General features: G+C 74.4%; 11 protein-coding genes. 6 read left to right on the top strand and 5 right to left on the bottom strand.

Features of this window, described 5'->3' with window-relative positions; all coding sequences use genetic code 11:
• Positions 1-38: 38 nt before the first annotated feature.
• Positions 39-1640, top strand: a complete 1602-nt coding sequence (locus JNW98_RS20315; RefSeq protein WP_223769691.1) for a Na+/H+ antiporter — start codon at positions 39-41, stop codon at positions 1638-1640.
• 65 nt (positions 1641-1705) lie between these two features.
• Here JNW98_RS20315 and JNW98_RS20310 read toward each other — a convergent pair whose 3' ends face one another.
• Positions 1706-2653, bottom strand: coding sequence for a 1-aminocyclopropane-1-carboxylate deaminase/D-cysteine desulfhydrase (locus JNW98_RS20310; protein WP_223769690.1), 948 nt, complete (start codon positions 2651-2653; stop codon positions 1706-1708).
• Between the two features lie 184 nt (positions 2654-2837).
• On the opposite strand from JNW98_RS20310, the gene JNW98_RS20305 reads away from it, so the two are divergent.
• The 3 genes from JNW98_RS20305 to JNW98_RS20295 all read left to right on the top strand — a co-directional run bounded on the left by JNW98_RS20305 (position 2838) and on the right by JNW98_RS20295 (position 4798).
• Positions 2838-3749, top strand: a complete 912-nt coding sequence (locus tag JNW98_RS20305) for a glutaminase (protein ID WP_223769689.1) — start codon at positions 2838-2840, stop codon at positions 3747-3749.
• Positions 3750-3827: 78 nt separating this feature from the next.
• The gene (locus tag JNW98_RS20300; RefSeq protein ID WP_223769688.1) at positions 3828-4052 is read left to right on the top strand and encodes a hypothetical protein; all 225 of its coding nucleotides are present in this window, start codon (positions 3828-3830) and stop codon (positions 4050-4052) included.
• Positions 4052-4798, top strand: a complete 747-nt coding sequence (locus tag JNW98_RS20295) for a helix-turn-helix domain-containing protein (protein ID WP_308015638.1) — start codon at positions 4052-4054, stop codon at positions 4796-4798. Before JNW98_RS20300 ends, JNW98_RS20295 begins: the two co-directional genes overlap by 1 nt.
• A 105-nt stretch (positions 4799-4903) precedes the next feature.
• On the opposite strand, the gene JNW98_RS20290 is transcribed toward JNW98_RS20295, so the two are convergent.
• The 3 genes from JNW98_RS20290 to tatA all read right to left on the bottom strand — a co-directional run bounded on the left by JNW98_RS20290 (position 4904) and on the right by tatA (position 7719).
• Positions 4904-5842 (bottom strand): beta-ketoacyl-ACP synthase III, encoded by a 939-nt coding sequence (locus tag JNW98_RS20290; RefSeq protein ID WP_223769686.1) that lies wholly within the window; start codon positions 5840-5842, stop codon positions 4904-4906.
• A 174-nt stretch (positions 5843-6016) separates the two neighbouring features.
• On the bottom strand, positions 6017-7393 hold the full coding sequence (locus tag JNW98_RS20285; protein ID WP_223769685.1) for an alkaline phosphatase: 1377 nt from the start codon (positions 7391-7393) through the stop codon (positions 6017-6019).
• A 95-nt stretch (positions 7394-7488) separates the two neighbouring features.
• Positions 7489-7719: a Sec-independent protein translocase subunit TatA gene (gene tatA, locus JNW98_RS20280; RefSeq protein WP_223769684.1), complete on the bottom strand. Its 231-nt coding sequence runs from the start codon at positions 7717-7719 to the stop codon at positions 7489-7491.
• Between the two features lie 209 nt (positions 7720-7928).
• On the opposite strand from tatA, the gene JNW98_RS20275 reads away from it, so the two are divergent.
• Positions 7929-9389, top strand: a complete 1461-nt coding sequence (locus JNW98_RS20275; RefSeq protein WP_223769683.1) for an LCP family protein — start codon at positions 7929-7931, stop codon at positions 9387-9389.
• Positions 9390-9523: 134 nt separating this feature from the next.
• A complete protein-coding gene (locus tag JNW98_RS20270) occupies positions 9524-10897 on the top strand; it encodes a hypothetical protein (protein WP_223769682.1) in 1374 nt (457 codons plus the stop codon).
• 56 nt (positions 10898-10953) lie between these two features.
• On the opposite strand, the gene JNW98_RS20265 is transcribed toward JNW98_RS20270, so the two are convergent.
• The coding region (locus tag JNW98_RS20265) for an HAD-IC family P-type ATPase (RefSeq protein ID WP_223769681.1) at positions 10954-13096 on the bottom strand (2143 nt) is incomplete at its 5' end.

Here is a 13096-nt window from a genome sequence, read left to right as displayed (position 1 = left end):
TTAGAAGGTGAGGACGGGATGGACATGGGCGGGAAACGATGGACGTGATGCCACTGCTGGTGCTGGTGGCCGGGAGTGCCGCCGTCGCGGGCGCCGCCCGCCGCACCCCCGTGTCCGCGCCGCTGCTCCTGGTCGCGGCGGGGCTCGCCGCGTCGTACCTGCCGGGCGTGCCGGACTACACCCTCGATCCGGACATCGTGCTGCCCCTGGTACTGCCGCCGCTGCTGCACACCGCCGCGCTCGACAGCTCGTATCTCGACCTGCGCGCCAACGCCCGCCCCGTGGCCCTGCTCTCGGTCGGTTATGTGCTCTTCGCCGCGCTCGCCGTCGGCTGTACCGCCTTTCTGGTGGTGCCCGGCCTGCCGTTGACGGCGGCGCTCGTCCTCGGCGCCGTCGTGGCCCCGCCCGACGCGGTCGCCGCGACCGCCATCGCCCGCCGGCTGGGCCTGCCGTCGCGCATCACCACGATCCTCCAAGGCGAGTCCCTGGTGAACGACGCCACCGCCATCACCGCGTACAAGGTGGCCCTCGCCGCCGCGGTCGGCGAGGGCGCCACCTGGGCGGGCGGCGTCCGGGAGTTCGCGGTGGCGGCGCTGGGCGGCGTCGGGGTCGGTCTCGTCCTCATGGTGCCGCTGCACTGGCTGCGCAAACGGCTGCGCGACCCGCTGCTGCAGAACACCCTTTCCCTCCTCATCCCCTTCGCCGCCTACACCGCCGCGGAACAGGTCGGGGCGTCCGGCGTGCTCGCCGTCGTGGTGGTCGGCCTCTATCTCGGACACCGCTCCTGGCAGGTGGACTTCGCCACCCGGCTTCAGGAGGCGGCCGTGTGGAAGATGGTCGCCTTCGTCCTGGAGTCCGCCGTCTTCGCCCTGATCGGTCTTCAACTTCGCGTCGTGGTGGGCGGGCTGGGCGAATACGGAATGGGGGAGGCCGCCTGGTACGCCGCCGTCGTCTTCCTCGCCGTGGTGGTCGCCCGCTTCCTCTGGGTCTATCCGGCCACGTTCCTGCCGCGGCTGCTGTCCGCGCGGATCCGCGAACGGGAGCGGGAGACCACCGCCCGCGGCGCCTTCGTCGTGGGCTGGGCGGGGATGCGCGGGGTCGTCTCGCTGGCGATCGCCTTCTCCATCCCCGTCTCCACTCACGACGGAAGTGCCTTCCCGGCACGCAACCTGGTGCTGTTCCTCACCTTCACCACCGTGATCGGAACCCTCGTCGTACAGGGGCTCACCCTGCCCCCGCTCATCCGCCTGCTCCGGCTGCCGGGCCGCGACGCCCGGTCCGCCACCCTCGCCGAGGCGCAGGCGCAGAGCGAGGCCTCCACCGCCGCGGAGCGCCGGCTCGACGAACTCCTCGCCGACGACCGCAACGCCCTGCCCCACCCGCTCGCCGACCGGTTGCGCGCCGTGCTGGAGCGCCGCCGCAACGCGGTGTGGGAGCGGCTGGGCGCCGTGCACGAGACCACCGGGGAGTCGGCGGACGACACCTACCGGCGGTTGACCCGGGAGGTCATCGAGGCCGAGCGCGAGGTCTTCGTGGCCCTGCGCGACGCGCGGCGCATCGACGACGAGATGCTGCGGACGCTGCTGCGGCGGCTGGACCTGGAGGAGGCCGCGGCGTACCGGGAGGAGGCGGCGGAATGAACGGTCGGCGCCTCGGAGCCACCGGGAAGGAGAGGGAGCCGGGCGGGTCGCGCGCGGGCCGCCTCCTACGCCGGATCCGGCTCGGGGTCGGGGCCGCCCGTGATGACGGCGGCGACCGTCGTGCCCGGCGCGAACGCCCCTTCCTCGGCAAGTTTCGTCAGGCCGTACAGCGCCTTGGCCACGTACAGCCGTTCCGGCGGCAGGCCGTGGCGGGCGGCGAAGTCGTCCGCGAAGGCATCCATCTCGGGCGTGGTGCGGGCGTAACCGCCGCCGTGGAAGCGGTCGTCCAGCGACCAGTCGCCCCGGCGGCCGCCGAACGCCGCGGTCTGCAGCCGCTCGACCTCCGCGCCCAGGAAGCCGCCCTTGAGCACGGGGAAGCCGAGGGCTCGCGTCCCCTCGCCGAGCCCGGCGGCCAGCCCGGCGAGCGTCCCGCCCGTGCCGCAGGCGACGGCGGCGACGTCCCCCGGGCCGAGGACGGCGCGCAGCTCGCGGCCGAGCTCCGCGCAGCCGTGGACGGCGGCGGCGTTACTGCCGCCCTCGGGGACGACGTGGCAGCCGTCCGCCCCGAGGGCGGCCAGGACCTCCGGGTCGGTCTTGCGCCGGTAGGTGGCCCGGTCGACGAAGCGGAGGCGCATGCCGTCGGCCGCGCAGCGGGCCAGCGACCAGTTCAGCGGCCGGTCCGCGAGTTCGTCGCCGCGGACGACGCCGATGGTGGTGAAGCCGAGGAGGCGGCCCGCGGCGGCGGTGGCCCGCAGGTGGTTGGAGTAGGCGCCCCCGAAGGTGAACAGCGTGGACCGGCCGGCGGCCGAGGCGGCCCGCAGGTTGGGCTCCAGCTTGCGCCACTTGTTGCCGGGCAGCCGGGGATGTATCAGATCGTCCCGCTTGAGCAGCAGTCGTACGCCGCGGCGGGCGAAGCGCTCGTCGGCCAGTTCGACGACGGGGGACGGCAGCCTGGGCCGCAGGGCGGCGGGGTCCAGGGGCGCGGGAGAGGCGAGGGGGGACGGGCCGGTCACGCTTCCATTGTCGGCGAGGCCCGGACGTCACGTGCTTCCCGGCCGTCAGTCCTGTCGTATACGCCTGAATGGCCCTGTTGTACCGAAAAGTTCGCAGGCTGTCGGGGTGTTCGGATATCGTGCGAGCCGATTCGGCCGCAGGCCGGACGTCGTATGCCGGTTCGGAGACAGAAAGCGCACGCCAGTGGACTACCAGGCCGTCCTCGAAGAGGTAGCCGCGTTCGCGCGCCCGCTGGTGGGCCGCGGTCAGGCCGCCCAGTACATCCCGGCCCTGGCGGGGATGGACACGGGCCAGTTCGGGATGGCGGTCGCCGACGTCACCGGGGGCGTCTACGGGGTGGGGGGCTGGGAGCGGCCGTTCTCCGTGCAGTCGATCTCCAAGGCCTTCGGGCTCGCCCTCGTCCTGGCCGAGGGCGGGGACAAGATTTGGGAGCGGGTCGGAACGGAGCCGTCCGGAAATGCCTTCAACTCCCTGGTGCAGCTCGAATACGAGAACGGCATTCCACGCAATCCGTTCATCAACGCGGGGGCGCTGGTCGTCACCGACCGGCTGCAGACGCTGACGGGCGACGCCAGCGCCACGATGCTGGAGTTCCTGCGCGCCGAGAGCGGGAACCCGGATGTGTCCTTCGACGCCGCCGTGGCGAAGTCGGAGTCGGAGCACGGCGACCGGAACGCGGCCCTCGCCCACTTCATGGCCAGCTACGGCAACCTCGACAACCCCGTGCCCACGGTCCTGGAGCACTACTTCTGGCAGTGCTCCATCGAGATGAGCTGCCGAGACCTCGCCCTGGCGAGCGGCTTCCTGGCCCGCCACGGGCTGCGCGCCGACGGCACCCGGCTGCTGCCGCGCCGGGAGGCGAAGCAGGTCAACGCCGTGATGCTGACCTGCGGCACGTACGACGCCGCCGGCGACTTCGCCTACCGGGTGGGGTTGCCGGGCAAGAGCGGGGTGGGCGGCGGAATCATCGCCGTCATACCGGGGCGCTGCACGCTCTGCGTATGGAGCCCGGGGCTGGACGCGCGCGGGAACTCGGTGGCGGGCGTGGCCGCGCTGGACCACTTCACCACGCTGACGGGCTGGTCGGTGTTCTGAGGGGGGCTCCCGGTGCCGGTGGCGTCCCCAGGGGGCCCGGCGCATCGTGGAGCACGGGGAGAACCAGGAGGAGGCCGTATGGAACACGAGTTGCGCGCCGAATACGCGGACGGCAGCTCTCCGGACGACATCGATCCCGCGGTCAAGACGTGGCACGTGGTCCGTGAGGGCGACGGCCGGGTCGGGATGTGCGGCCGTGAGCTCGACTCCGGCGCGGCCGTCCGCTCCGTCGACCTCTGGGGCACCGGCAAGGTCCCCATCTGCCACTCCTGCGGAGCCCTCTACCTGCGGGAGTCTCCCTAGTGGCCGACCCGCGGGCGGACGGGGAGCCGGCGGCTCACCCGGCGACCCGGCCGACGGCCTATCGGGAGCGGCCCTCGCACCGGCTGCCCGGGGCGGTCGTGTGGACCCGGGCGGACGTGTCCGCCGACCCCGTGCGGGTCGTCCCCGACGGCTGCATGGACCTGATCGCGGTCGACGGCCGGCTGATCGTGGCGGGGCCGGACACCCGGGCGCACCTCGTCGAGGCGGTGCCGGGAGCCGTGTACACCGGGGTGCGCTTCCTCCCCGGCACCGGGGCGGCCCTGCTCGGGGTGCGGGCGCACGACCTCCGCGACCGGCGGGTGCCGCTGGAGGACCTGTGGCCCGGCCGCCGGGCCCGGCTCGCCGCCCGGCGGGTGGCGGAGGCGCCCCGGCCGGGGCGCGCCCTGGAGGAGGTCGTGGGCGGAGCGGTCGCCGCGGACGCGTACGACCCCGTGGCGGCCGCCGTCCTGCTGTCCGCCCGGCAAGGCGAGCCGGTGTCCGTGCTGGCCGCCCGGCTGGGCCTGGGCGAGCGGCAGGTGCACCGGCGCTCCCTGCACGCCTTCGGGTACGGGCCGAAGACGCTGGCCCGTGTCCTGCGGGCGAACCGGGCGCTGGAGCTGGCCAGGGCCGGCGTCCGCTTCGCCGACGCGGCCGTGACCTGCGGCTACGCGGACCAGGCGCATCTCGCCCGCGAGATGCGCCGGCTGACCGGGGCCACGCTGGGGGCGCTCCTCCGCGAGCGGTGACCGGGTTCTGCCGCGGCCGGGGGCGCGAGCGCCGTCGGCAGGCGTCCCGGCCGGTCTCCGCGCACGCGCCGCCGGGACGCCGGCCTGGCCGCAGCCGTCCCCCGGTCAAGGGCAGCGGACGACCTGGCCCGCGTACGACAGGTTGCCGCCGAAGCCGAAGAGGAGCACCGGGGCGCCGGACGGGACGCCGCCGCGTTCGACGAGCTTGGAGAGGGCGAGCGGGATGCTCGCGGCCGACGTGTTGCCGGACTCGGTGACGTCGGTGGCGATCACCGCGTTGACGGCGCCGATGCGGCGGGCGACGGGCTCGATGATCCGCAGGTTCGCCTGGTGCAGCACGACCGCCGCAAGCTCCTCCGGGGCGACCCCGGCCCGCTCGCAGACCGACCGTGCGATCGGCGGCAGCTGCGTGGTGGCCCACCGGTAGACGGACTGGCCCTCCTGGGCGAACCGGGAAGGGGTGCCCTCGATCCGTACGGCGTGCCCCATGTCCGGTACCGAGCCCCAGACCACCGGGCCGATGCCCGGCTCCTCCGCGGCGGAGACCACCGCGGCGCCCGCGCCGTCGCCGACGAGGACGCACGTCGAGCGGTCCGTCCAGTCCACCACGTCCGTGAACTTCTCCACCCCGACGACCAGCGCGTTCGTCGCCGCGCCGGCGCGGATGGCGTGGTCGGCGGAGGCCAGGGCGTGGGTGAAGCCCGAGCAGACGACGTTGACGTCCATCACGGCGGGGGACGCGAGCCCCAGCCGGGCCGCGACGCGGGCGGCCGTGTTCGGGCTGCGGTCGACGGCTGTGCAGGTGGCCACGAGGACGAGATCGATGGCGGCGGCGTCGAGGCCGCTCGCGGCGAGGGCCTTGGCCGCGGCCTCGGCGGCCATCGCGTCCACGGTCTCGTCCGGCTCGGCTATCCGACGCGTGTGGATGCCCACGCGGGAGCGGATCCACTCGTCGCTGGTGTCCACCATCGCCGCCAGCTCCTCGTTGGTGAGCACCTTGGCGGGCTGGTAGTGACCGAGGGCGATGACGCGCGACCCGGACATCGGTGGTTCCTCCTGCGGGCGAATGATCCGAACCCCCAGTGTTGACCGCGCCCGCCGCGGGGGCGATGAGCATTCCACCAACGTTCCGGCGGGATAACTGGCACAACCCACAGGAGAGCCCGTGGGGCCCGGCCTCCGGGTTCCTCCGGCCGGCCGGGCCCCACGGGTCCGGGGTCAGCGCAGGGAGAGCGCCGTCCGGATGGTGGTGAAGAGCTGGGTCTGGTCGGTCACGCCCAGGACGCGCTCGGCCTGCGGGCCCTGGGCCGCGATGCGGACCTGGGTGCCGGTGTGCTCCTGGGACTTGCCCGGGGTGTTGGTCGAGTAGTTCACCTTGATCGGCTGGCCCTCGTCGGTGACGAGCGTCGACGACAGGCCGGGCGGGTTGGCCTCCAGCGGCACGATCTGGCTCGTGTGCCCGTGGTCGGCGGTGGTGACGACCAGCGTGTCCGGGTGCTCGGCCGCGTAGGCGCGGGCGACCTTCACCGCGCGGTCCAGCGCGGCCGTCTCGCCGATCTGGCCGCACGGGTCGGCCGAGTGGTCGCGCTTGTCGATCGACGCGCCCTCGACCTGCAGGAAGAAGCCCTTCTTGCCGCGCTGCTGCTGCTCCAGCAGCTGGAGCGCCTTCTTGGTCTGCTCCTCCAGGGTGGGCGTGCCGGCGGTGCGCTCCGGGTTGTTCGTCACGCAGCGCTGCGGCGCGGTGCCGCCCTGGGCGGCGGTCTTGCCGGTCCACTCGACCGGGACGTTGCCCGGGGCGAACAGGCCGAGCACGGGCTTGCCGGACCGCGCCTTGCCGAGCGCCTTGGAGTCGGTGACCACCTGGTAGCCGAGCTTCCGGGCCTGCTCCGTGACGGTCAGCCCCTTGTAGCGGCCCTCGGTGATCTTCTGGTCGAAGCGCTGCTTGCCACCGCCGAGGAGGACGTCGACCTTGTGGTTGACGCTCTGCTCGGCGATCGAGCCGGGACCGCCCTTGGCGATCCGGTCGTTCTGGCACTCCTTCATGTCGGCCGGGCCCTGGCAGCTGCGGTCGGTGGCGTGCGAGGCGAGGACGGCCGGGGTGGCGTCGGTGAGCTCCGCGGTGGTGACGCTGCCGGTGGCGAGCCCGTTCCGCTGCGCGAGCTCCAGGATCGTCGTCATCGGCTTGTCGGTGCCGGGCGTCTTGGATATCCGGCCGTTGACGGTCTTGTGGCCGGTCGCCCAGCCGGTGCCGCTCGCCGCCGAGTCGGTGACGTAGTCCGGCTTGCCCTTCTTGTCCACGGAGTAGGTGGTGTAGGCGCCGGTCATCGGGAACTTGTCCATGTTCAGGCGGCCGGCGGCGCCCACGGTGTAGTCCCGGGCCAGGGTGATCTCGGAGTCGCCCATGCCGTCACCGATGAGCAGGATGACGTTCTTGGCCTTCTTCGGGCCGTGGGCCTGGGCGGCGACGGCCGACTCGGCCGCCCGGTCCGTGCGGCCGCCGTCGGAGGCGGAGGCCGCGGCCGGCACCGCGACGCCGGCGACGAGCAGTGCTGCGGCGCCCCAGGCGAGACGACGCCCGTACGGACGAGAACCCATGGTGTTTTCCTTCCTCGTGGGCCGGCGGTGTGCCCGGCCGGAGGAAGCTCACCAAGCGAGGGTGTACGGCAGCGCAATACCAGGTGACATCGAGGTCAGCGGGAGCTTTCGACCGTGGTGGGGGTGATGGGGTTCGCGCCGCCCGACGCGGAGGCGGGGGACGTCGGGGCCGGATCCTCCTTCATGGCCTTGGCCTCGCTCTTGAGGATGCGCGCGGACTTGCCCAGGGCGCGCGCCATGTCGGGCAGCTTCTTCGAGCCGAAGAGCGCGACGAGGACGAGCACGACGACGAGGAGGTGCCAGGGTTCGAGGGCGTTGCGCAGCACGGCGGACACCTGCTTTCTCTGAGGTCTCTGTCTGGGGCCCGGTCGTGGGACGCGCGGCCGGTTCGTCCACCTTAGTTGCAACATTGCGCAATCAGGCAACCGGGGGTGGCTTCCGTCCGTCTGTGGGGATGAGTCAGTGGGGATGCCGACGAGTCTCCGGGGGATACGCCTCTGGGGCCGAGGTACACACGGGGCTGGGGGGCTCGGGGATGGGCGCAGGGGGCGGCCGGGAACGGCGGCACGGACGGACGTTCGGCGGCGCGTCGCTGGTACTGCTGATCCTGCTGGTGGCCGCGGCCGGCTGGACGTACCTGAGACTCGACGGCAACCTCGGCGTCTTCGACGCGGACGGCATCGCCCGGGACCGCCCTCCCGGCTCCGCCGCCGGCGACAACGTCCTCGTCATCGGCTCGGACTCGCGCGCCGGCGGCAACCGGGACCTGGGTGGCGGCACCGGCCGCACCGGCCGCTCGGACACGGCCTTCCTGCTGCACGTGTACGGGGACGGGGAGCGGGCCGCCGTCGTCAACATCCCCCGGGACACGCTCGTCGAGATCCCGCCCTGCCGGCTCCCCGACGGCGGCTGGACGGCCACCCGCCGCGAGGCCATGTTCAACTCCGCCTTCTCGGTCGGCGGTACGGCCGAGGGCAACCCCGCCTGCACCCAGAACACCGTCGAACGGCTCACCGGACTGCGCGTGGACCACACCGTCGTCGTCGACTTCACCGGCTTCTCCGCGCTGACCGACGCCGTGGGCGGCGTCGAGGTCTGCATGCCGCAGGACGTCTACGAGGGCGACCTCGACCCGCACCGCGGCGGCCGCGGCGACCTCCTCTTCAAGAAGGGGCGGCAGACCGTGTCCGGGAAGAAGGCGCTGGACTACGTCCGCGTACGGCACGGGATCGGCGACGGCTCCGACATCGGGCGCATCCGCCGACAGCAGGCCTTCGTCGCCGCCCTGATCGACAAGGTGCGGTCCCGGGGGCTCGACCCCGCGACGCTGCTCCCGCTGGCGGACGCGGCCACCAAGTCGCTCACGGTGGACCCGGGGCTGGGCTCCGTGGACAAGCTAGTGTCCTTCGCGCGGTCGCTCAAAGGCATCGACCGGCAGGACATCACGTTCGTCACGATGCCCTGGCGGTACGAGGGCGACCGGGTGGCGGTCGTCCGGCCGGAGGCGGACGCGCTGTGGGCGGCGCTGCGGGACGACCGGCCGGCCCCGGGCGGGACCCCTGGGGGTGCCGGGGCCACCGGGACCGCTGGGGGAGAGAAGGGCGGGGGAGGCGGACAGGGGACGGGCGTCCGCGTCTCCCTCGTCGACGCCACCGGCGCGGACGGACGGGCCGGCAGCGCCGCCGCACTCCTCCGGCGGCACGGCTACACGGTGACCGGCACCCGCGCGGCCGAGGGCGGCGGCGCGGGCACCACGGTGATCGAGTTCGGCCCCGGCCAGGCGGGCCGCGCCCGTACCCTGGCCCGGCTCTTCCCCGGCGCGTTCGTGCGCGGCACCGCCGACTCCGGCATCTCCGTCACCCTCGGCCGGGACTACGACGGCACGCCGGAGAAGGGGGCGGCCACGGCCGAGAGGAGGGGCGCCTTCGACCCCGCGGCCGCTTCCGCCGCGAGACCGGCGGACGAGAACCCCTGCGCCGGTCTGTCCTACGGGTGACATGGGAGTGCCGGGGGAACCGCGTGCCTGAATAGTCCGTTGTTTCATCGAACGCAGAGTAAGTTCGAGATTCCGATGAAGAAGCGTTAAGTCAGTTTCATCAGCATCTGCCCGCCTCTCCGAGGAGCACCGTCATGTCCGCCACTCCCAGGGCCCTGCCCCGGCCCCTGCCGGCCCTCCTCGCGGGGCTCGTCGCGGCTCTGCTGCTGGTGGCCGGCGGCGCGGCCCTCGCTCCGCCCGCCCACGCCGCCACCGGCCTGAACGAGGTGGCCGAGGGGCTCAAGAAGAGCCCCGTCTACGTCGACCCCCGGGCGTCCGCCCAGCTCTCGTCGGCCGACGCGGACGCCCTGGCCAAGAAGATCAAGGACGCGGGCAAGCCGGTGTTCGTCGCCGTGCTGCCGAACACGCCGGAGTTCCCGCAGGCCACCGTCCTGGGCGACCTGCGGGCGAAGGTCGGCGTCAGCGGCGTCTACGCCATCCGGCTCGGCGACAAGTTCACCGCGGGCGCCGACCACAAGGTGATGTCCCGGAACGCCGTCGCCAACCTGCGCGACTCCGTCCGGCGCAACGACAACGCCACCGCGAGCACCGAGCTCAACGCCTTCGTCGACGGAGCGGTCAAGACCGCCCGGGGGCACGCGCCCGGCTCCTGGGGCGGCTCGGACTCCGGGGGCGGCGCCACCGGGTTGATCGTCGGCGGCGCGGTCGTCGCCGCCGGCGCGGGCGGCGCCTACGCGCTCTACCGGCGCTCGAAGAAGAAGCGCGAGGAGCGCGAGCGCGCCGAGCTGGACGCCCTGCGCGTCGTCGTCGACGAGGACATCACCGCCTTCGGCGAGGAACTCGACCGGCTCGACTTCTCGCCCTCGGAGGCCGGCGCCACGGACGCCATGCGGCACGACTACGAACAGGCCCTCGACGCCTACGAGGAGGCCAAGCGCCGGATCGCGGCCGCGACCAGGCCCCAGGAGGTCACGGCGGTGACCGAGGCCCTCGACAACGGCCGGTTCGCCCTCGCCACCCTCGCCGCCCGCCGCACCGGCGCGCCGCTGCCCGAACGCCGGCTGCCCTGCTTCTTCGACCCCCGTCACGGACCGTCCGTCGAGGACGTCCAGTGGGCGCCGCCGGGCGGCGCGCCCCGCACCGTACCCGCCTGCCGGGCCGATGCGACGCGCGTCGCCGACGGCGAGGACCCCTTGTCCCGCACGGTCCAGACGGCCCAGGGGCCCCAGCCGTACTGGAACGCCGGCCCGGCCTACGCGCCCTGGGCGGGCGGCTACTTCGGCGGCGGCATCCTCCCCGGGCTCCTCATGGGCACCATGCTCGGCAGCATGCTGAGCGGCCCCGCCTACGCCTCCGACCACGGCGGCGTGGGCACCGACACCGGCCCCGAGGGCGGCGACTTCTCCGGCAGCGACTTCGACTCCGGCGACTTCGGCGGCGGCTGGGGAGACGGCGGGGGCTTCGGCGGCGGCGGGGACGGCGGCGGGTTCGGGGGCGGGGACTGGTGAGGCGGCAGGGGGGCATGTGATGACAGCCCCCCTACGCGTCCCGTACACGCCGCCCTCTATCCGCCGACCCTCCGCGCATACCGGTTCCGCGCGACGGCGAGCGCGGCGCCGTACACGGTCAGGACGGTGGCCAGCAGGGCGTACGTGAGGGGCGGGAGCCCCGTCATGGAGAGGAGCGGGCCCAGGGGCGAGAGCGGCAGGAGGAGGCCCACGACCGCCAGGGCGGTGGTGGCCAGCCGGATGGGCCCGGGCGGCCGGCCTTCGGCCAGGTGGCGGCCGGACCGCAGGACGAGCATCACCATCGCCTGGGTCAGCAGGTTCTCGGTGAACCACCCGGCGTGGAAGGCCTCCTGACCGCCGTCGTCCCCCAGCGACCGGACCGCGACCGCCAGGACGGCGAACGTGGCGAGGTCGGCGGCGGCGTTCAGCAGGCCGAAGACCGTCACGAACCGCAGCAGGTCGCGCGGGCGCAGCCGGGTCGGCCGGCGCAGGGCGCCCGGCGCCGGGCGGTCGAAGGCCAGGGCGAGCTGGGCCGCGTCGAAGCACAGGTTCTGCACCAGCACCTGGGCGGGCAGCATCGGCAGGAACGGCAGCAGCAGCCCGGCCGCCAGCATGGCGATGACGTTCCCGAAGTTGGACGAGAGGGTGATCCGCAGGTACGCGGCGATGTTGCCGGTGCTGCGCCGGCCGGCGGTCACCGCCCGGTCGAGGGCCGTGAGGTCCTTGGAGGCGAGGACGACGTCCGCCGCCTCCCGCGCGACGTCGACGCCCGCGCGGGGGCAGACGCCGACGTCGGCGGCGTGCAGGGCGGCCAGGTCGTTGACGCCGTCGCCCAGGAAGCCGGTGGTGTGGCCGGTGGTGCGCAGGGCGCGGACGATGCGGGCCTTGTGGTCCGGGGAGCAGCGCGCGAAGACCGTCGTCCGGTCGGCCAGCCGGCCCAGTTCCGCGTCCGTGAGGCCGTCGACGCGGTCGGCGGTCACCACCTCGCCCGGATCCAGCCCGAGGTCGCGGCAGACGCGGGCGGCCGTGCCCGGGTGGTCGCCGGTGAGGACCCGGACGGCGATGCCCCGGTCGGCGAGGACGGCCAGGGCCTCCGCGGCGGTGGGGGCGAGGGCGTCGTGCAGGGCGAGGAAGCCGGTGAAGTCCAGGCCGCGCTCGTCGGCGGGCCCGTAGGGCCGGGTGCGGGACGGGCGTTCGGCGCGGGCCACGGCGAGCACGCGCAGCCCGTCCGCCGCCAGCTCCGCCGCCCGCCGCGCCAGGCGCGCGCGCTCGGCCGGTTCGAGGGCGCAGCGCTCCAGGACGTCCTCGGGGGCGCCCTTGACGACGAGGACGTGCGCGCCCGCGAGGCCGAACCGCGGGTCTCCGGCGCGCCGGACGACGGCGGTGGACAGGGGGCGCCCGGGAGCGCAGGGGAGCGCGGCGATCCCCTCGTACTCCTCCTCGGCGGCGAGCAGGGCGTCCTCGCCCGCCGCGTCGAGGACGGCCTCGTCCAGGGCGTCGGGCACCGGGAGTTCGGCTAGGTGCAGCGTCCACAGGGCGTTGACCGCCGCCCAGCGCAGCACCTCGTCGCCGTCGCACCCGTGCGCGTCCTCCGCGTGGTGGAAGACGGGTCGGTCCTGGGTGAGGGTGCCGGTCTTGTCCACGCACAGTACGTCGACGGCGCCCAGGTCGTGGAGGGCCGGGAGGCGCCGGACGATCACCTCGCCGCCGCGCGCGAGGCCGGCGGCGCCGCGCGCCAGCGCGGCCGTGACGACGACGGGCAGCATCTCGGGCGTCAGCCCGACCGCCACCGCCACGGCGAACGGCAGCGTCTCCATGCCACGCCCGCGCAGCAGCGCGCCGGAGACCAGCACCAGAGGCGCGGTCAGCAGCATGAACCGGATCAGCGTCCAGGCGATCCCGTTGACCGACCGGTCGAACGGGGTGACCCGGTGCCCGCCGCTGCCGCCCGCCGGGCCGGGGACCACCCCGGACAGCCGGGTCGCGGCCCCGGTCGCGACGACGATGGCAGTGGCCGTGCCGGAGAGGACGCTGCTCCCCTGGAAGCAGAGATGGGCGGGGTCGGTGCGGGGCGGTTCGCCGTCCTGCCCGCCGCCGCTTCCTCGGCGGCCGTCCGCCCGCTCCGGCCGGGACGCCGCGCGGCGCAGGCGGCGGACCGCCGCTCCGTGACCGGACGCCGGGACGGCCGCCGCGTCGGCC

Source organism: Streptomyces huiliensis (assembly GCF_020037025.1).
Lineage (GTDB): Bacteria > Actinomycetota > Actinomycetes > Streptomycetales > Streptomycetaceae > Streptomyces > Streptomyces huiliensis.
Note: the sequence above shows the minus strand (reverse complement) of the source record. Positions and strands in the feature narration are given on the sequence as shown.